The organism is Streptomyces sioyaensis (assembly GCF_004122735.1).
In the GTDB taxonomy this organism is placed as follows: Bacteria; Actinomycetota; Actinomycetes; order Streptomycetales; family Streptomycetaceae; genus Streptomyces; species Streptomyces sioyaensis.
In genome coordinates this window covers 97,093-114,032 of the sequence record NZ_SDIF01000011.1, presented here as the reverse complement: position 1 = coordinate 114,032, position 16,940 = coordinate 97,093, and the positions used below count along the sequence as shown (strand labels likewise).

Below are 16,940 nucleotides of genomic sequence, written 5' to 3'. Positions count from 1 at the left end.
GGGTGGGGCCGGGAGCGGGGACCGAGCCCGTGGACCACCGGTCCTGGAGCCTGCCGATCTCGCCGTCCATGGCGCTGTCGGCCCGTACGCCGGTCCAGAAGAGGAGATAGACCACGAAGAGCACGATGAGCGCGCCCACGGTGACAGAGGTTTCGCTGAGCGTCCGTACGATCCACCGCGCCGTCGTCCCGCCCCGCAGCGTCATCCGGCCCCGCCCCTCCCCGCTGCCCCGGGGGGCGCGGCTACGGCTTCACAGGCTGTGCGTAGTGGAGATCCACTGTGCCGGAGTAGCCGGGCAGAGTCACCGCCTCGTGCTGGTCGACTTTCCAGCCCAGGCCGTAGGCGTTCACGTACTGGAGGTAGTTCTGGATGGCGGGGGAGGCGGTCAGCGCGTTGGTGAGCGCCTCGCGGTCGCCCACGGCGGTGATCTTGTACGGCGGGGAGTAGACCCGGCCCTGGAGGATCAGGGTGTTGCCGACGCAGCGCACCGCGCTGGTGGAGATCAGCCGCTGGTCCATGACCTTGATGCCCTTGGCGCCGCCCTGCCACAGGGCGTTCACCACGGCCTGCAGGTCCTGCTGGTGGATGACCAGGTCGTTGGGCTGCGGCTCGGGGATGCCGGGGATCTTGGCGGTGGCGTTCGGCGGGGCGTCGGTGAGCGTGACCGTCACGCCCTGGCCCTTGACCGGCTTGGTGCCGGCGTTCTTCTCCAGCGCCTTGAGCTTGGCCTCCTCGGCCTTGGAGTTTCCGTTGTCGCGCTGGGCGAGGGCGTCGACCTCGGCGCGCAGCGTGGCGTTGGTTTCGTCCTGGGAGCCGTTCTTGTGGCTGCGTTCCTGGATGAGGTCGGACAGCCGCAGCATCGAGTCGTCCGAGCGCAGATTCGTGCCCCGTGCGGTGTCGAAGCTCAGCCAGAACAGCAGCCCGGCGAGCGCGAAGACGATCAGGGTGAGAAGACGCACAGGCCGCAGGCGGGAACGGGCGGGGCGATCGGGGGAGTCAGCGGAATTGCTCAACGTACCCTTACTCCTTACGGCGCCTCGGAAGCACTACGCTAACGGACGCCCGGGAAAGGAATCCGCTCCCCACCGCATCCGCGCCCCGGCGCACACCTCGTACCTCCCCGCGGATGGGGGCACCGCCCGCTCGAGCACGGACGAGAGCGGGGGAGCAGCGCATCGACAGGAGAGTTCCTCGTGCCGAAGTCACGGATCCGCAAGAAGGACGACTTCACGCCGCCTCCGGCGAAGACCACCAACCTGAAGATGAACTCAGGCCGTGGCTGGGTGGCGCCGTTGATGCTGGCGATGTTCCTGATCGGGCTGGTGTGGATCGTGACGTTCTATGTGTCCGAGGGCAGTCTGCCGATCGGGGCCATGGGCAACTGGAACATCGTCTGCGGCTTCGGCTTCATCGCGGTGGGCTTCGGCGTATCCACCCAGTGGAAGTAGCGCAAGCCCTGCCCAAGGCCATCCACACGGTTATCCACAGCCGGGGAAAACTTCAGAAGATCTGTGGATAACCCTCGGGAGGTTGACGCCGGTGTGATCGGCGACTCCTCCCTTCGGACCACGTCTCCCCCTGCCCCGACTGGGGAAACGCAGGTCAGCGCGGTGCGGAAGGAGAGTTCCGCACCGCATGCACAAGATCGGCCACGCACTGTGGACAACGTGCGGTACGGACTCCTCAGCCCACGAGCTGCAGGGTCCGTACCCACACCACGGCGCCGATCGCGAGCAGCGTCACCGCGCAGGTCGCGACGTGCACCAGGGTCCGTCGGTCGCGCGGCGCATGCACCATCCCGAACGCCACCGCGGCGCCCACGACCAGGCCGCCCACATGCGCCTGCCAGGCGATGTTCGGCCACAGGAACGTGAAGACGAGGTTGAGGCCGAGCAGGATCAGCACCGGCTTCATGTCGTACCGCAGCCGGCGCAGCAGGACGGCGGTCGCACCGAGGAGCCCGAAGATCGCGCCGGAGGCACCCAGCGAGGGCTGGTTCTGCGCGGCGAGGAAGTACGAGAGGGCACTGCCGCCCAGGCCGGCGAGCAGATAGAGCGCGATGAACCGCGCCCGGCCGAGCGCCGCCTCCAGGGGCGGGCCCAGCCACCACAGCGAGAGCATGTTGAACGCGATGTGCGCGATCTGCTGGTGCAGGAACATCGCGGTCAGCAGGCGGTACCACTCGCCCTCGGCGACGCCGACGAGTTGGTACCGGCCCGGTTCGGAGGCGAGGCCGACCAGGTCGAGTTGGTTGACCAGCGGGCTCAGCGCACCGCCGGTCGCCATCACGGCGACGAAGACGGCGATGTTGAGGCCCAGCAGGATCTTGGTGATCAGCCGGGGGTCGGCCGCGATCGTGCCGCCCGCGATCGTGCGCGGCGCCGTCGTCTGCGACGCACGGCCGGTGCCGCTGCCGCTGCGTACGCAGTCCGGGCACTGGAAGCCGACCGAGGCGCTGATCATGCACTCCGGGCATATGGGCTTGTCACAGCGGGTGCAGCGGATGCCGGTCGGGCGGTCCGGATGACGGAAGCAGCCCGGCAGGCCGTCGTCGCCCTGCGCGTCCCGCGGCTCCTGTGGGCTGCCTGGCACCTGGTCCATCGATCCCCTCGTCCTCTTCTCCGTCCGGGCGCCCGTCGCTCGCCCTCCCGCCCGGCTCCGGACGAGCGTCGCGCCCCGCCTGATGTACGACCGGGCGGGGCGCAATGGTTCCCCGGCGCGGGCCGGGGCACAAGACGCAGCTCAGCGGGTCTCGATGAGCACCGATTCGATGACGACGTCCTGCACCGGACGGTCGGTGCGCGGGTTGGTCTGGGTGCCGGCGATCGCGTCGACGACCTTCTTGCTCGCGTCGTTGGTGACCTCACCGAAGATGGTGTGCTTGCCGGTCAGCCAGGCCGTCGCGCCGACGGTGATGAAGAACTGCGAGCCGTTGGTGCCGGGGCCGGCGTTGGCCATGGCCAGCAGGTACGGCTTGTTGAAGGCCAGGTCGGGGTGGAACTCGTCCCCGAACTCGTAGCCGGGGCCACCGGTGCCGTTGCCGAGCGGGTCGCCGCCCTGGATCATGAAGCCACTGATCACCCGGTGGAAGACGGTGCCGTCGTACAGGCGGTCCGTGGACTTCTTGCCCGTCGCCGGGTGGGTCCACTCCCGCTCGCCGTTGGCGAGCTCGACGAAGTTCTTGACCGTCTTGGGTGCATGGTTCGGCAGAAGCCGAATCTCGATGTCGCCCTGGTTCGTCTTCAGGGTGGCGTAGAGCTGCTCAGCCACGATCTACCTTCCATAAGTCTGCACTGACGGTTCACGATCCTCGCATGGACCGGCCCGCCCGTCGCCCGACCTCACCCCTGTCGGGCCGTGCGCCACTCTTTCCCGCCGCCCGGCCGCCGTCTCCGCGGCACCTTCGATGCCCTGCGCGGCGCTGTGCGCCGGCGCCCGGCGACCGCTCCCGTCCGTGGCGTGCGCTGCATGTTCTCCGGTCATCCGACCGCGGACTCTTGACGGCCTTCGTACGGATTTCATGCGCCTGAAGCGGCAAACCGTGGCATTGTCGTCAACAAGGCTCCGGAAGGTCCGCAATGACCCGGATGCCCGCTCGCACATGCCGTATGACGTCTGAGCGGGCATGATCTTCAAACGGGTGGACAGGCGATACAGCAGACACGGGGGACCAACCCCCCTAGCCCCGGACATGCCACCGAGGAGGAGGATCCCGTGACCCGCAAGGACAGCGTGCGCGCCGCGACCGGTACGGCCAGGGACAGCGTGCGGCACGCCGCGGAGGTGGTGGCTCCGTATGCCGGTACGGCCAAGGACGCCGCCGTGCACTTCGCTCACGAGGCTCGTACCCGAGCGGCTCCCAAGGTGGCCGAGGCCGCCCACCAGGCGCGCGTGCAGTACGACGCCCATCTGCAGCCCCGGTTCGAGCACGCCCGGGGCACCCTGCCGCCCAAGGTGGACGCAGCGGCGACCCGGGCGGCGCGGCGGACCCGCAAGGCCGCCCGCCAGGCGGCCGACTACACGGCACCGCGGCTGGAGAACGCCGTGACCAGCGCGCGCGCCGCGGCCGAGCCGGTCCGCGAGGAGGCCCTCGCGCGCGGCACCGCCGCGCTCGCCGCACTCCGCGGCCAGGTGACGGCCAAGGAGATCGCCAAGCTCCAGAAGAAGCACAGCCGGCGGGCCAAGTGCGGCAAGCTCGCCAAGCGCCTCACCGTGCTGGGCATCCTGGCCGGCGGTGCGATGGCCGCCTGGAAGTGGTGGGACAAGCAGGCCAACCCGGACTGGCTGGTCGAGCCGCCGGCTCCGACGGAGGTCAGCGACCGCCGCCGGCTGAGCGCGGTCGACGGCAGCGAGGGCGCCGCGCTCGACCCCGAGGTCCAGGCCAAGCAGGCCGAGGCCGAGGCCGAGGAACGCGGTCGCGGCAACACCTGACCCGCCCGCCACCGGCTCACCGGGCCGTGTCCGCCCTCCCGTCACGGGGGTGGTGGACACGGCCCGTTCGCGTCCGGCCTCAGGGTCAGGATGCCGCGGGGGCCCGTGCGTACGTCCGCTGGGCGGCGGCCGGGCCCGTGCCTGCCTCCGCTCAGCGGAGGGCGGCGCGCAGCCGGGCGAAGGCCGTGCGCAGGACGGCCGGGTGGCTTGCCGCGTTGAGGCGGAAGCAGCGGTCGAACGCCGTCCCGCCGAAGCTCTCCCCGGCGAGGACGTGTATGCCGCTCGTGTCGAGCGCCTCGGCGAACCGGCGCGCGTCCCGCTCCCCGTCGGCCTCGGCCCACACCAGGTACGTGGCCTCGGGGGCGGTCGCGGAGACCCGCACGGGCAGGCTCGCCAGTTCGTCGAGGACGAGCCGTATGCGCTCGGCGAGTTCCTCGCGCAGGGTGCGCAGCCACGCGACGCCCTCCGGCCCGTAGCAGGCGACGGTGGCGACGGCGCCGAGGCTGCCCGGGCGCCCCAGGAGGCTCTGCGGCAGGTCGGCGAGGGCTGCCGCGGAGCGCTCGGAGCCGTAGACGGTGGCGCTCTTCAGCCCGGGAACGTTGAACGCCTTCGACGCGGAGGTGAGGCCGAAGGCGCGTACCCCGTGGATGGCGGTGTCCGCGAACGCCGAGGGCATCGCACGACCGGGCATGCCCAGCGGAATGTGCACCTCATTGGCGAGCAACAGCAGGTCGTGCTCCCGGCACACCGCGATGGCCTGCGACATCTCCGGAAGGGTCCAGGCCCGTCCGACCGGGTTGTGCGGCTGGCACACGATCCAGCCCCGGGCGCCCTCCCGGGCCGCGGTGGCCAGGGCCGCCCAGTCGTGCTGCCACTGCGCCCCGGTGCGGAGCAGGGGCACGGCCACCGGTTCGAGGCCCGCCTCGCGGACCACCGTGAACAGATCGCCGTACACCGGCGTCTCGACGATGACGGGGCTTCCCGGCGCCAGACCGGACCGCATCAGGGTGCGCAGCCCCGTCAGCACGTCCGTGGTGCAGCGCAGTCCGGCGACGCCGGCGTCATGGTGGGCGGACAGATAGCGCCCGCACGCCGCCTCCTGCGCCTCGGGCAGGCCGTATCCGGTCTCACCGAGGCCGAGCGCCTCGACCAGGGCGGAGCGCAGGAACTCCGGGGGATACAGGTCCATTTCGGCGACGCCGAGGCAGATGCGGTCGGGGGTGTCCGGCCCGAGCTGCCACTTCAGGGTGCGACGGGCGCGCAGCACGTCGAGATCGTTGATGAAGCGCGGCCGCTCCGGCAGGTGCACCGGGGAGGCCGGACGAGCGGAGCGGACCACGGGCTCCTGTGCCCGCGCCGCGCGGAGGTCATTCGGCATTCCGGTCCAGTTCGATGTAGAGCCGGGTGCCGCCCTTGCCCTTGGTGCGGCGGCGCACGGTCACCGTGCCCTGGATCTCCTTGGGGTGGCGGACGTGCGTACCGCCGCAGGGGATCTCCAGGTCTCCCGAGCGCCACACGAAGACGTCCTGCGTGCCGGGCAGCGGGTCGACGGTCGCCTCCGGGGAGTCGGCCAGCAGGTCCACGATGCGCTCCTGGATGCCGGGGACGACGTCCGTCGGAATCGCGCAGCTGAAGTCGAAGCGGGCGGAGCTGTCGCTGATGTGGCAGCCGCGCGTCGACCGGGTCAGGCCCTGGGACTCCAGGTACTCGCCGGTCGCGTGGAAGAGGAAGTGCGCCAGGGTGTGCATCTGCATGTTGTGCAGCCGCCGCTCCCAGTCGATCTCCATGGTGACCTGCTCGCCCACGGTGAGGGCACAGGGCTCCGCGAACTCGTGGTAGAACACCGCCTCGATGGTGGCGACTTCCCCGTTGGGCAACTGGAACGGGCGGCCACCGGCCTTCTGCACGTCGATGACGCGCTGCCCGTTGACGGTCCCCTGATCGGCGACCTGGCCGCCGGACTCGGCGTAGAAGACGGACTGGTCGAAGATCGCGTAGCGGTCACTGACCTGCAGGACCGTCGCGGTGCCCGTGGTCGCGTAAGGGTCGTGGTGGAAAAGCTGCTTGGTGGGCGGGCAAGAGCTCCACAGGGCGGCTTCAATCACTGCTGTCTCCCCAGTTCAGTAGCGTGGTGCCATAGAGTTCGCCGCGGTCGGCGAAGAAGGTGAGGATCTCCCCCTCGGCGTTCGGCCCCAGCGCGGCGGCGAGCCGGCGGGCTCCCATGTAGCAGACGCCGGAGGAGCCGCCCACGCTGATCCCGCGGGCCGCCAACTCCTGGACGCCGGCGCAGGCTTCGGCGTCGGACACCTCGAACACCCCGGTCACGCGGTCCCGGGCGGAGTCGATGACGGCCGGTATGCGGTTCTGATTGCCGGTGCCCCGCAGGATGCTGGGGGCGGGGTCGCCGCCGAAGGTGATGGAGCCGTGCCGGTCGGCGACGTAGGAGCGGATGCCCTCGGCCTCCAGCATGGCGGACAGCGCGGAGAAGTGGCCGCCGCTGCCGACGCAGAAGATGCCGGCGGCGATGCGCGCGAAGTCCAGGGTGCGCACGAGGTGGGGGACCACCCAGCGGGTGTAGACCTCGGGGTTGAGCGGGCTGTCGTTCTGGTTGGTCCAGTAGTAGTCGGGGTGTTCCGTCCGCAGCTGTTGCAGGAGGTCGTCCCGGGCCTGCTGGAAGCCGAGCACGGGGTGCGGCGCGGGCGCGAGGTGCAGCACGCCGCCCGCCAGCTCGATCTTGCGCCGGGTCACGGCCGGGATGCCGGGGTCGGACACCAGGTGGACCTCGTGGCCGAGTAAGCGGCCCGCGGCGGCGAGGCCCAGGCCCAGCGACCCGGACGTGGACTCGATCACCGGCTGGCCCTCGGCGAGCAGGCCGCGCTCCCTGGCCAGGAGCAGCAGGCCGAGGCCGAGGATCGACTTGAAGCTGGTTTCGGTGGCGGGGCTGCCGTGGACGGCGCGCAGCACGAGCCGGGTGTCGCCGAGGCGGCCGGCGGTGAGGGTGGTCAGTTGGCTGAGCCCGTCGAGGACGGCGTAGGGGTCGACGCGGTCCGGGGGCGCGGCGGTGATGTGCCCGACGGTCATGAGCGGCCCTCCAGAAGGTTTTTGGCCCAGAAGATCGAGATGAGGAGGATGGCGATGCCCGCCAGCTGGATCGGGCTGAGTTCCTGGCCGAACAGGACGAAGCCGTACACGGCCGCGGCGACCGGCTGGAGCAGCACGTAGACGGCGGCCAGTTGCAGCCGCAGGAACTTCACCGCGTGCGCCATGAGGGTCTGCCCGAGCACCTGGGAGGTCACGGCGAGCGCGATCAGCACCAGCCAGCCCTTGACCGTCGTCGGCCACAGGCGCTCGCCGAGGACCGCGGCGACCACGAAGCAGGCCACGGCGCACGCCAGGCTCAGGGTGGCCATGATGCGGGTCGCCTCGTAGCGCTCGCGCAGGCCCTTGGCCACGACGAGGAACAGCGCGTAGAACACGGCGGTCAGCAGGGCGAGTACGTCACCGCGCAGGTGCTCCGGGTCGAGGCCGGTGCCCAGAATGACGAGGATGTAGAGGCCGCCGAGCGCCAGCAGCGCGGGGAAGAGCAGCTTCCACGGAATGCGGTCCCCGAAGAGGAAGAACATCAGCGGGGCGATGATGAACGGCACGAGGTTGGCCAGGAGATTGGCCTCGGCCAGCGAGGTGTAGAGGAACGAGATGTTCCACAGGCACAGGTCGGCCGCGAGGAACAGCCCGCCGAGCACGATCAGGAGGCGGTCGCGCGGCGTCACCCTGGCCTGCTTGGCCGGGGCGGCGCCCGTCCCCGGGTCCCGGCCGTCCTTGGCCGTCCTGGTCGCGTGCCGGGACAGGGCGACGGACATCCCGAGGAGCAGCGGGACGGCGAAGAGCGAGCGGTACGCACCGGTCGCGACCGGGCCGATCTCACTGATCCGTACGAACACCCCGCCCAGGGCCAGGCAGCACACGGCGAGCAGCACCATGCCCTGGTAGTGGGCCTGGGACCGGGTACGGGGCGGGCTCGCGGCCTGCGCGGCCGGCTCGGGAGCGGCTCCCGGCTCCGGAGCCGTGCTGGTGGTGCTGGTCGTCAACGCTGGGCCTCTTTCAGGGTGAACGTCTCGCTGCTGTATCCGCAGGACTCCAGCTCCGCGCGGCATTCCCGGACCCGCAGGTCGTGGTCCGGCTGGTGGCGGGAGAAGATGAGCCCCGCGAGGGTTCCGCTGTGCGCGACGCAGACGCCCAGGGCGCCCAGGTCGCGCTGAATCCGCCGCAGGTCCTCCAGGGATTTCTTGGGCAGCCGGTCGTTGTGCAACTCGGCGCTGCGGGAGGCGACTTCGGCCGCGGCCGCGTAGTCGTCGGCCCGCAGGGCGGTGTCGAGCTGCGCGAAGAGCTCCGCGTAGACGCGCGCCTTGCCCAGGTCCTCGGGGCTCTCCTGGTGGAACTCCTCGGTGCGCACCCAGCCGCCCTCGTCGACGCCGACGAGGGTCCAGCGCAGGTCCGTGCGGTAGGCGGTCAGGAGCCGATGGGAGCGCTGGGCGCAGGCCGCGACTCCGGGGTGCAGGAGGTAGTCGCCGTACTCCAGCTGCCGGGCCACGGAGAGCGCCAGAGCATGCACGACCGGCTCCGGGGTCTCCGGGTGGCGGCTGCGTATGCAGAGCTGAGCGGTGGCCAGGATGTCCGCGGTGGAGCTGGCATAGCCCTTCGCCACCGGGATGTTGGAATCGATCTCGATAGTGCAGTCGGTAGCGCCGTATCCCAACTCGGCGCTCAGCATTTCAAAAGCGGAAAGGGCTTTGTCCCGGCCGCTCGGAGTGATGCCGAGCCGCTTCTCAGCCGTGCCGTCATGCGGGCACAGCCGAGCTTGGCTTTTCAACTCCTCGACGGGGGCAGTGAAAAGAAAATGCTCGAACCCATGCGCACCAAAGGTATACCCCTGGAGAATTTCTCCGAAAGTGCCATGGACCGTTGTGACGATCTCGGCAGGCATGCGGGCAGTTCTATACGGCCATGATCGGAGCCGCAATCCAAGACGCCCTTTAGGTATCCATAAAAGAATTTTTGGAGGCGGGAAAACGGTGTCCACTCCGTCCCTTTAATGCCCTTTGTTGCGGACAAGTCGCCGACCCCTCGCCCGGTTTGCGCCGCTTGATGCCACCGCCGAGCCCATCCGGATTTCCGTGCTCCATTTCTTCGCACCCCATCTCTTTACCTGGACTTGAATGATCCGGTTACTGCCGGCACCGCACGGAGGGTTTCCCGGGCCGCTTCCGGTCTTTCCCGGGACCGCCGATGGGGTTGATCGGAAACACAGCAATTCCGTATGCTCACCGCGTGATCGAGCCCCGCCACCTTCGTGTACTGCATGCCGTGATGAAGGCCGGTTCATTCACCGCAGCAGCACGTGAGCTGAGATGCACACAACCGGCAGTCAGCCAGCAGATAAAAGCCCTTGAGAAATCCGTGGGCACGCCGCTTCTGGCCCGATCAGGGCGGGACGCGCATCTCACGGAAGCCGGCGAGATCCTCGCGCGGCACGCCACCTCCATTCTCGCCAGGCTGACCGCGGCCGAGGAGGAGGTAGCCGCCATCGCCGGCCTGCACGCCGGCTGCGTACGGCTCGTGTCCTTCCTCAGCGGCACCTCCACGGTGATCCCGCCCGCCCTGGCCGCCCTGCGTGCCGCGCGGCCGGAGGTGGAGGTCACGCTCAGCGAGGCGACGCCGCCGCGCGCCATCGGCATGCTGCGCGACGGCGACTGCGACATCGCGCTGGCCTTCCGGTATCCGGAGCTCCCCGGCACCTCTCCGGGTGCCCCCGGCGCGCATCCGGAAGTCCCGGGCACGGAGGAGGAAGACGCCGACTGGAACGGTCTGGCCGCGCATCCCCTGCTGACCGACCGGCTCGTCGGCCTGCTCCCCGAGGGCCATCACCTCGCCGGCGCCGCGAAACTGGAGCTCGCCGATCTGGCCGGCGACACCTGGATCCTCGGCTGTGCGAGCTGCCGCCGCCATGTGGTGAAGGTCTGCCAGAGCACCGGGTTCACCCCCCGGATGGACCTGACCACCGATGACTACCCCACAGTGATCGGCCTGGTCGGCGCGGGCATGGGGGTCTCCGTGCTGCCGGAGCTGGCGCTGAGCTCCCTGCCGTCCGGGACGGTCCGACGGGTGCCGATCGTGCCCACCATCCAGCGGGAGGTGGTCGCCCTGACCCTGCCCGCCTACGAATCCGTGCCCGCCGTGCGGCTCATGCTCCAGCACCTGAAGAGCGCCGCCCGTCTTGCCGGGCAGGCCCTCGACGGCACGTCCTTGCCGCCCCGGTGACACGCACGCCGACGAACGGCCCTGCACGGCGCGGAAGACGTGGTGCACGCCACGGGGTGCGTGGCGCACACCGCGGGGTACGTGGTGCACGCCACGGCGAGAGCCGGGCGGCGCCGGCGGCCGTCAGCGGTCGGGCCGGGGACGACGCCGCGGCCCCGATCTCCGGCGCGACGTGTGCACACGTACGCCCCCCTGCACGCCAAAATGCCCTCCGAAGCCACGTTTCCGCAGTTCAGAGGGCATTTATACGTGGAGCCTAGGGGAGTCGAACCCCTGACATCTGCCATGCAAAGACAGCGCTCTACCAACTGAGCTAAGGCCCCTTCGCGCACCAGGGTACCCGGTGTCCGGACCCTTTCCCGACCGGGTATCGCCGCACACCGTCGCTCTCCGTAGGATGCTTCGCGAGATTCGCGGCAGCGAAGCGACCGGGGAGAACAGGGGAGACGGTATGGACGCAGCACAGCAGGAAGCCACCGCGCGGGCCCGGGAGCTGCAGCGCAGTTGGTACGGGGAACCTCTGGGTGCGCTGTTCCGCCGTCTCATCGACGATCTCGGTCTCAACCAGGCCCGGCTTGCCTCGGTGCTCGGTCTGTCCGCCCCGATGCTGTCCCAGCTGATGAGCGGGCAGCGCGCAAAGATAGGCAACCCGGCCGTGGTCCAGCGGGTGCAGGCGCTGCAGGATCTGGCCGGCCAGGTCGCGGACGGCAGCGTCAGCGCCGCCGAGGCGACCGACCGCATGGAGGAGATCAAGAAGACGGCGGGGGGCTCGGTGCTCAACAACACCGCGCAGCAGACGTCTTCGACCGGGGCGACCACGGTGCGGCGCGTGGTGCGGGAGATCCAGTCGCTGCTGCGGTCCGTCTCCGACGCCGGGGACATCATCGATGCGGCGAACACCCTCGCCCCCGCTCACCCCGAACTGGCAGAGTTTCTCCGGGTCTACGGCGCCGGCCGTACCGCGGACGCGGTCGCTCACTACGAGGCGCACCAGAGTTAGCCACAGGGGACCTTGCGAGTTCAGACAGCGGACGGGGCGCCATGGGTGAGATCTTCGCCGGCCGGTACGAACTGATCGACCCGATCGGTCGCGGCGGGGTGGGCGCGGTCTGGCGCGCCTGGGACGCCCGGCGCCGCCGCTACGTTGCCGCCAAGGTGCTGCAGCAGAGCGACGCGCACACGCTGCTGCGCTTCGTCCGCGAGCAGGCACTGCGGATCGATCATCCGCATGTGCTGGCCCCGGCGAGCTGGGCCGCGGACGACGACAAGGTGCTGTTCACCATGGATCTGGTGAACGGCGGCTCGCTGGCGCATCTGATCGGGGATTACGGCCCGCTGCCGCCGCGGTTCGTGTGCGTCCTGCTGGACCAGCTGCTGGCCGGGCTGACCGCGGTGCACGCGGAGGGGGTGGTGCACCGTGACATCAAGCCGGCGAACATCCTCCTGGAGGCCACCGGTACCGGCCGTCCGCATCTGCGGCTGTCGGACTTCGGTATCGCGATGCGCAAGGGTGAGCCCCGGCTCACCGAGGCCAACTACGTGGTGGGCACGCCCGGTTACTTCGCGCCGGAGCAGATGCTGGGCGCCGAACCGGACTTCCCCGCCGACCTATTCGCGGTCGGCCTGGTCGCGCTCTATCTGATCACCGGCGTCAAGCCGGACGCCGAGGCGCTGATCGACGTCTTCAGCGAGCGCGGTATCCCGAACGCGCCCGAGGGCGTGCCGGAGCCGCTGTGGCAGGTGCTGGCGTCCCTGGTGCACCCCGACCCGGAGGCCCGGTTCAAGACGGCCACAGGGGCGCGCAAGGCCATCCTCGCGGCCGTCGAGCTGCTGCCGGACCTCACGATCGAGGACGAGATCGTCGAGGTCTTCGACCACATAGGCCCGCTGCCGGCCGGCTTCGGGCCGGACGGACCGCTGAGAACCGCCGGGGACGCCCCGGGGCCCGCGACCGCCGGCGCCACCACAGGCACGGCGTCCACCGGGCACGTCTCCATGTCGGACACCGGCAGCTTCCAGCTGGCACCGCCGGAGCCCAGCACCTCGCCCACCCCCGCTCCTGCGCCCGCCCCCACGCCGATGCCGCTGTCGCCGCCGGGCGCCGCGCCCACGGGCCACGGCGCGGCGTCCACGGGCCACGGCGCGGCGTCCACGGGCCACGGCAGTTCGCCGACGGGACACGGCAGTTCGCCGACGGGCCAGGTGGGCGCCTCCACGGGACAGGTGGGGATGCCTACGGGCCACGGCGGTACGTCCACCGGCCATGGCGCCCCGGCCGGCCCGGCGGGACCCGTCGGGCCGGGCACCTCGTCCGGCATCCCCCTGACGCCGCCCCCGGCACCCGCGTACGAGCCGACGTCCGCCGTCCACCCGGAGCACGCCGCGACCCGCCCCTACACGGCGGCTGCGCAGCCGGTCCCCGGCCGGCCGCCGGCCGGGGCAGCCGTCGCCGCGCCGGCCGCGGCGCCCCCCGCCCCGTACCGGAGACCGGGACCACCCGCGAAGGTCGCGGTCCCGGTGCTGATCGTGGCCCTGCTGTGCATCGCGGTCGGCGTCTGGGCGCTGCTGACCGCCTGACGCCCCGCCACGGGCCGCTGCGGGACCGGCCCGTCCGCCCGCTACCAGCCCTGTGGCGGCCCGAACTGCGCGCCCCGCTGCCCCTGTTGCGTGGTCCGGGTCGACTGCCCCGGCAGCGCGGGCGGTGCCGGCGGCTCACCGGAGGCCCCCGCCACGCCGGCCGGACCCGCCACACCGGCCGCCCCCGCCGCCTGCCGCCGGGCCACCAGCGTCCACGTCCCGAGCCCCGCCAGCAGCACCACCCCGGTGCCGATCCCGGCGTACGCCACCGTCATCAGCGTGCCGCTGGTCGCCGCCTCCTGGGCGTTCTGCCCCTTGCGCGCCGTCTCCTGGTCCTCGGGCGTCACGGAGAAGGTGCCGGCCGGCTTGGTGTAGCCGGGCCCGGCCTTGGGGTGGAGCAGGACGTCCACCCGGAGCGTGAGGTCCGTGCCCTTGGGGAAGTACCGCGCGGCATCGGGGTGCAGGGAGACCGCGAGGTAGTACCAGCCCGCGAACCGCATCGCGCTGACTGCGTCGACCGGGTTGAAGCGGTTGCCGTAGTCGACCGGTGCGGTGAACTGCTTGGCGGCGGCGGGCTTGCCGGTGTACGGGACGAAGGTGGCGGTGCCGACCGCGCCGCGGGCCGGGTTGTAGACGCCCAGCCCCAGGGCGTTGCCGACGATTCCGGTGACGTTGCCGGTGGCGTTCGGCAGCTCCGCGCTGAGGTTGAGGCGCTGGCCCCAGTCCACCGGGACGCGGTAGAAGCGGGTCTCGCCGGGCCGGATCCGGTCCGTCCACACCCCGGTGGCGACCGAGCCGGCATCGTTGAAGCCGGTGCCTCCCTTGGCGGCGCGCTCGGTGGGATCCGTGCGCGGTGCGGGCGTCGCGGTGCTCCAGGTGCCCTGGCCGGGCCGAGCGGGCGTGCTGCCCTTGAGCGGGGGCTCTTCGAGGTAGTCCAGCTCGATCGGCCAGGTGTCGGGCCCGGAGGTCGCCGAGCCCTCCCGGGTGAGCACCAGATAGTACGGGCCGGCCTTCTGGCAGTCCGGGCGGTCGGCCCCGATGCGGCGGGTGGCGTAGTCGGCGATCGGATAGGCCATGCCACCGCCGCGGAAGAACGGGCTGGCTCCCGTGTCACAGGAATTGCCGTTGCTGTCCTGGACGTTGATGGTGAGCTTGTCGCCGTAGTCCTCGACCTTGGTGCCGGGCCGGGGCGCCGCGACGGCCGAGAAGTACGCGTTCGTCCTGTCGTCCAGGGTGACGGCGTAGTACTTCTGCTCGCCGCGCTTGATGGTGTCGGTGTGCAGTCCGGGCTTCAGCTGTGGTGCGTCCTCGTTGGTGGGGGTGCCGCCGATCTGCGTGGCGCCGTCCGCGGTGCGGTAGCCGGGGACCGCGTCGGCCGAGGCCACGCCCACCGTCCCCGGCAGCACCGCCACCGCGGCGAGCGTCGCCAGCACGGCGATGCCCCTGTGCGTCGTGCGCGCCGTCACCACGAGCCACCCCTCCTCGGATCCGCGGCCCTGTCGGCAGCGGCCGGCCGACGGCGGGGCCGTACGTAGGCCAGCGCCAGGCCGGCCAGCAGCAGTACGCCCACCCCGCCGACGGCGACCGCCACCACACGTCCTGTGGACCATCCTCCACCGCTGTCCTGCCCGACGTCCGCCGAGCTCCCGGATTCCCTCCGGGAGGCCTCGGCCACGGACGCCCCGGTCTGCGGACCGTCCTTCTCCTTGCCCAGCACGGCGACCCGCAGCACCACGCCGATCTGCGGATTCTCCGCGACCTGGGAGGCCCGGGCGCCCAGCGTCACCGCGATGTAGAAGTCGCCATTGAGGTGCACGGGACGGACGTTGGGGTGTGCCTCGTAGCGGTTGGTCCAGGCGACCGGGACCGTCCCCATGCTGAGCGACGCCGACCGGCCGGTGTAGGGCACATGGGGGCTGAATTCACCGGTGCCGTTGCCGACCGGGGTACGGAACGGTGTGTAGACCTGGGTGGCGCCGTAGGACGCAGCGGCGCGAGAGCCCTTGATCCTCGGCTCGTTGGCGAACTCCACGTCGTAGCGCAGCTGCTGGCCCCAGCCGACCGGCACCTTGTACCAAAGGGTCTGCGCCGGCAGGACCTTGTCCCGCCAGACGCCCGGGTGCAGCGTGCGGGCGTCGTTGAAGCCGGTGCCACCGGTGACGTCCTCAGGGGCGGTGGCGGGCAGCCTGGCGTCCTTGCCGCCCGCGCCGTACTCCGGTGCGGACTGCGCGGGCGTCACGCCCTTCTTCAGCGGATGTTCCACGTGAAACGTCAGCTCCAGCGGCCACCGTGTGGCGTCCGAGCCCCGGGCGGCCTTGCGCTCGACGACCAGCCAGTACCGCCCGGCCTTGTCACAGCTGCCGGTGCCGCTCTGCGTGGGGATCCGGCTGACGCCCGACGTCAGCGGTGCCGCGCCCTCCCGCTGTGCGAACAACCCGGTGGTGGAGTCGCAGACGCCACCGCTGCCGTACGCGATCCGGGTGTGCAGCGAATCGAGCAAGCCGACGGCCGCGCCGGACGGGGGCACCACGGTCGCCGAGAAATCGGCCGCCGAGGCGGCGTCCAGGTCGGTGGCGTAGTAGCGCTCCTCGTTGGGCCCGAGGGAATCCAGATACTGCCCGGGGACGAGGCCCGGTGCCCCGCCGCGGGTCGCCGTGCCGCGGACCTGCTTCCCCTGGAAACGGTAGCCGTCCGCGGAGAGTTGGCCGGCCCGCTGGAGCTGACGGGCGAGCGCCTTGGCATCCGGGGCGTCGTAGTACTGACCGTTGCCCGCCTTGGCGATGCACTCCAGCTGTGTCCGGGCCCTGCCCGCCACCTGGAAGCCGACGGTGTCGATGTGCAGATCGACGCCGGACGCGGCGAGTTGGGCGGCGACCTTGCAGGGCTGCGGCGTCCGGCAGGTGTCCTCGCCGTCGGATATCAGCAGGATCGTGCGCGTGCCGATCGAGCCGGCGGCGGGACGGGGAAGGTCCGCGGCCGCCTTGCGCAGGGAGAGCCCGATGGGGGTGTCGCCCTTGGGCCGGACGCCCGCCACGGCCTTCTTGAGGCCCGCCCGGTCAAGCGCGGCGACCGGCTGGGCGAGCCGGGTGTCGTCGCACCCCTTGGGCTTGTCGGCACCGTAGACCCGCAGGCCGGTGGGGTAGCCGTCGGGCATCGCGTCGACGACCGTACCGACGGCCTTACGGGCGGCGTCGATCCGGGTGCCGCCGGAGCCGTCCTTGCCGGCCATCGACCCGGAGGCGTCGAGCACCATCACCATCCCGCTGCCCTCGGCGGCGGGCACCCCGGCCGGTGCGGCCGCGGCCTGCAGCGGCCCGGCGGTCAGGGCCAGCAGCAGCCCCCCGAGCAACGCCGGCACCCCCCTGCGTGATCGTCGCGCCATGCCCTGCTCCCCCTTGTGTCCTGCTGGTCACTTCACCGACAGAATCTTTGCTTATGCAAGCTAATGGTGTGCTATAGCAAACCCAAGGGGGTCGCCGTCACGGTCCCACAACGACCATCAGCCGCCCCGGCGCCACCGCCGGCCACGCCACCGGAGACCGCTCCACCCGCCGCCGGATGCACGAAACCCCGACCACCCAGGGGCAGTCGGGGTCCGTACGAATGTGCTGTGC

At 71.2% G+C, this 16,940-nt stretch carries 15 protein-coding genes, 1 tRNA gene and 1 pseudogene; 5 read left to right on the top strand and 12 right to left on the bottom strand.

Features of this window, described 5'->3' with window-relative positions; all coding sequences use genetic code 11:
• A pseudogene (locus EST54_RS06520) lies at positions 1 to 205 on the bottom strand (class E sortase); the annotation flags it as partial.
• A gap of 37 nt (positions 206 to 242) precedes the next feature.
• Positions 243 to 1,013 (bottom strand): DUF881 domain-containing protein, encoded by a 771-nt coding sequence (locus EST54_RS06515; RefSeq protein WP_129245916.1) that lies wholly within the window; start codon positions 1,011 to 1,013, stop codon positions 243 to 245.
• Between the two features lie 180 nt (positions 1,014 to 1,193).
• Here EST54_RS06515 and crgA point away from each other — a divergent pair, with 180 nt between their 5' ends.
• Positions 1,194 to 1,448: a cell division protein CrgA gene (crgA, locus tag EST54_RS06510; protein WP_006604446.1), complete on the top strand. Its 255-nt coding sequence runs from the start codon at positions 1,194 to 1,196 to the stop codon at positions 1,446 to 1,448.
• Positions 1,449 to 1,683: 235 nt separating this feature from the next.
• Here crgA and EST54_RS06505 read toward each other — a convergent pair whose 3' ends face one another.
• Positions 1,684 to 2,601 (bottom strand): rhomboid family intramembrane serine protease, encoded by a 918-nt coding sequence (locus EST54_RS06505; RefSeq protein ID WP_129245914.1) that lies wholly within the window; start codon positions 2,599 to 2,601, stop codon positions 1,684 to 1,686.
• A 141-nt stretch (positions 2,602 to 2,742) separates the two neighbouring features.
• On the bottom strand, positions 2,743 to 3,270 hold the full coding sequence (locus EST54_RS06500; RefSeq protein WP_129245912.1) for a peptidylprolyl isomerase: 528 nt from the start codon (positions 3,268 to 3,270) through the stop codon (positions 2,743 to 2,745).
• 444 nt (positions 3,271 to 3,714) lie between these two features.
• Here EST54_RS06500 and EST54_RS06495 point away from each other — a divergent pair, with 444 nt between their 5' ends.
• The gene (locus EST54_RS06495; protein ID WP_129245909.1) at positions 3,715 to 4,431 is read left to right on the top strand and encodes a DUF5324 family protein; all 717 of its coding nucleotides are present in this window, start codon (positions 3,715 to 3,717) and stop codon (positions 4,429 to 4,431) included.
• 151 nt (positions 4,432 to 4,582) lie between these two features.
• Here the strand turns inward: EST54_RS06495 and EST54_RS06490 are convergent, their stop codons facing one another.
• Genes EST54_RS06490 through EST54_RS06470 form a run of 5 tightly spaced genes read right to left on the bottom strand, consistent with a single transcriptional unit; the run spans position 4,583 to position 9,415 of the window.
• Positions 4,583 to 5,770 carry an aminotransferase class I/II-fold pyridoxal phosphate-dependent enzyme gene (locus tag EST54_RS06490; RefSeq protein ID WP_244942451.1) on the bottom strand — a complete coding sequence of 396 codons (1,188 nt, stop codon included), beginning with the start codon at positions 5,768 to 5,770 and terminating at the stop codon, positions 4,583 to 4,585.
• A 28-nt stretch (positions 5,771 to 5,798) separates the two neighbouring features.
• Entirely contained in the window at positions 5,799 to 6,536 is a 738-nt protein-coding gene (locus tag EST54_RS06485; RefSeq protein ID WP_129245905.1) for an alanine--tRNA ligase-related protein, read from the bottom strand.
• Positions 6,529 to 7,512: a pyridoxal-phosphate dependent enzyme gene (locus EST54_RS06480; RefSeq protein ID WP_129245903.1), complete on the bottom strand. Its 984-nt coding sequence runs from the start codon at positions 7,510 to 7,512 to the stop codon at positions 6,529 to 6,531. Before EST54_RS06480 ends, EST54_RS06485 begins: the two co-directional genes overlap by 8 nt.
• Positions 7,509 to 8,519 (bottom strand): DMT family transporter, encoded by a 1,011-nt coding sequence (locus EST54_RS06475; protein ID WP_129245902.1) that lies wholly within the window; start codon positions 8,517 to 8,519, stop codon positions 7,509 to 7,511. Before EST54_RS06475 ends, EST54_RS06480 begins: the two co-directional genes overlap by 4 nt.
• Positions 8,516 to 9,415, bottom strand: a complete 900-nt coding sequence (locus EST54_RS06470; protein WP_443742721.1) for a GHMP family kinase ATP-binding protein — start codon at positions 9,413 to 9,415, stop codon at positions 8,516 to 8,518. The genes EST54_RS06475 and EST54_RS06470 overlap by 4 nt, the downstream gene beginning before the upstream one ends.
• A 344-nt stretch (positions 9,416 to 9,759) precedes the next feature.
• Between EST54_RS06470 and EST54_RS06465 the strand changes: the two genes are divergently transcribed.
• Positions 9,760 to 10,749, top strand: coding sequence for a LysR family transcriptional regulator (locus EST54_RS06465; protein ID WP_244942450.1), 990 nt, complete (start codon positions 9,760 to 9,762; stop codon positions 10,747 to 10,749).
• A gap of 250 nt (positions 10,750 to 10,999) precedes the next feature.
• Here the strand turns inward: EST54_RS06465 and EST54_RS06460 are convergent.
• A tRNA-Ala gene (locus tag EST54_RS06460) sits at positions 11,000 to 11,072 on the bottom strand.
• 128 nt (positions 11,073 to 11,200) lie between these two features.
• Here EST54_RS06460 and EST54_RS06455 point away from each other — a divergent pair.
• Both EST54_RS06455 and EST54_RS06450 read left to right on the top strand, forming a co-directional pair.
• Positions 11,201 to 11,749 carry a helix-turn-helix domain-containing protein gene (locus EST54_RS06455; protein ID WP_006604436.1) on the top strand — a complete coding sequence of 183 codons (549 nt, stop codon included), beginning with the start codon at positions 11,201 to 11,203 and terminating at the stop codon, positions 11,747 to 11,749.
• Between the two features lie 41 nt (positions 11,750 to 11,790).
• Positions 11,791 to 13,326: a serine/threonine-protein kinase gene (locus EST54_RS06450; protein WP_129245898.1), complete on the top strand. Its 1,536-nt coding sequence runs from the start codon at positions 11,791 to 11,793 to the stop codon at positions 13,324 to 13,326.
• A 41-nt stretch (positions 13,327 to 13,367) separates the two neighbouring features.
• Here EST54_RS06450 and EST54_RS06445 read toward each other — a convergent pair whose 3' ends face one another.
• Together EST54_RS06445 and EST54_RS06440 are read right to left on the bottom strand one after the other, a co-directional pair.
• Entirely contained in the window at positions 13,368 to 14,795 is a 1,428-nt protein-coding gene (locus EST54_RS06445) for a hypothetical protein (protein ID WP_129245896.1), read from the bottom strand.
• A complete protein-coding gene (locus EST54_RS06440) occupies positions 14,789 to 16,708 on the bottom strand; it encodes a vWA domain-containing protein (protein ID WP_129245894.1) in 1,920 nt (639 codons plus the stop codon). The genes EST54_RS06445 and EST54_RS06440 overlap by 7 nt, the downstream gene beginning before the upstream one ends.
• Positions 16,709 to 16,940 lie beyond the last annotated feature (232 nt).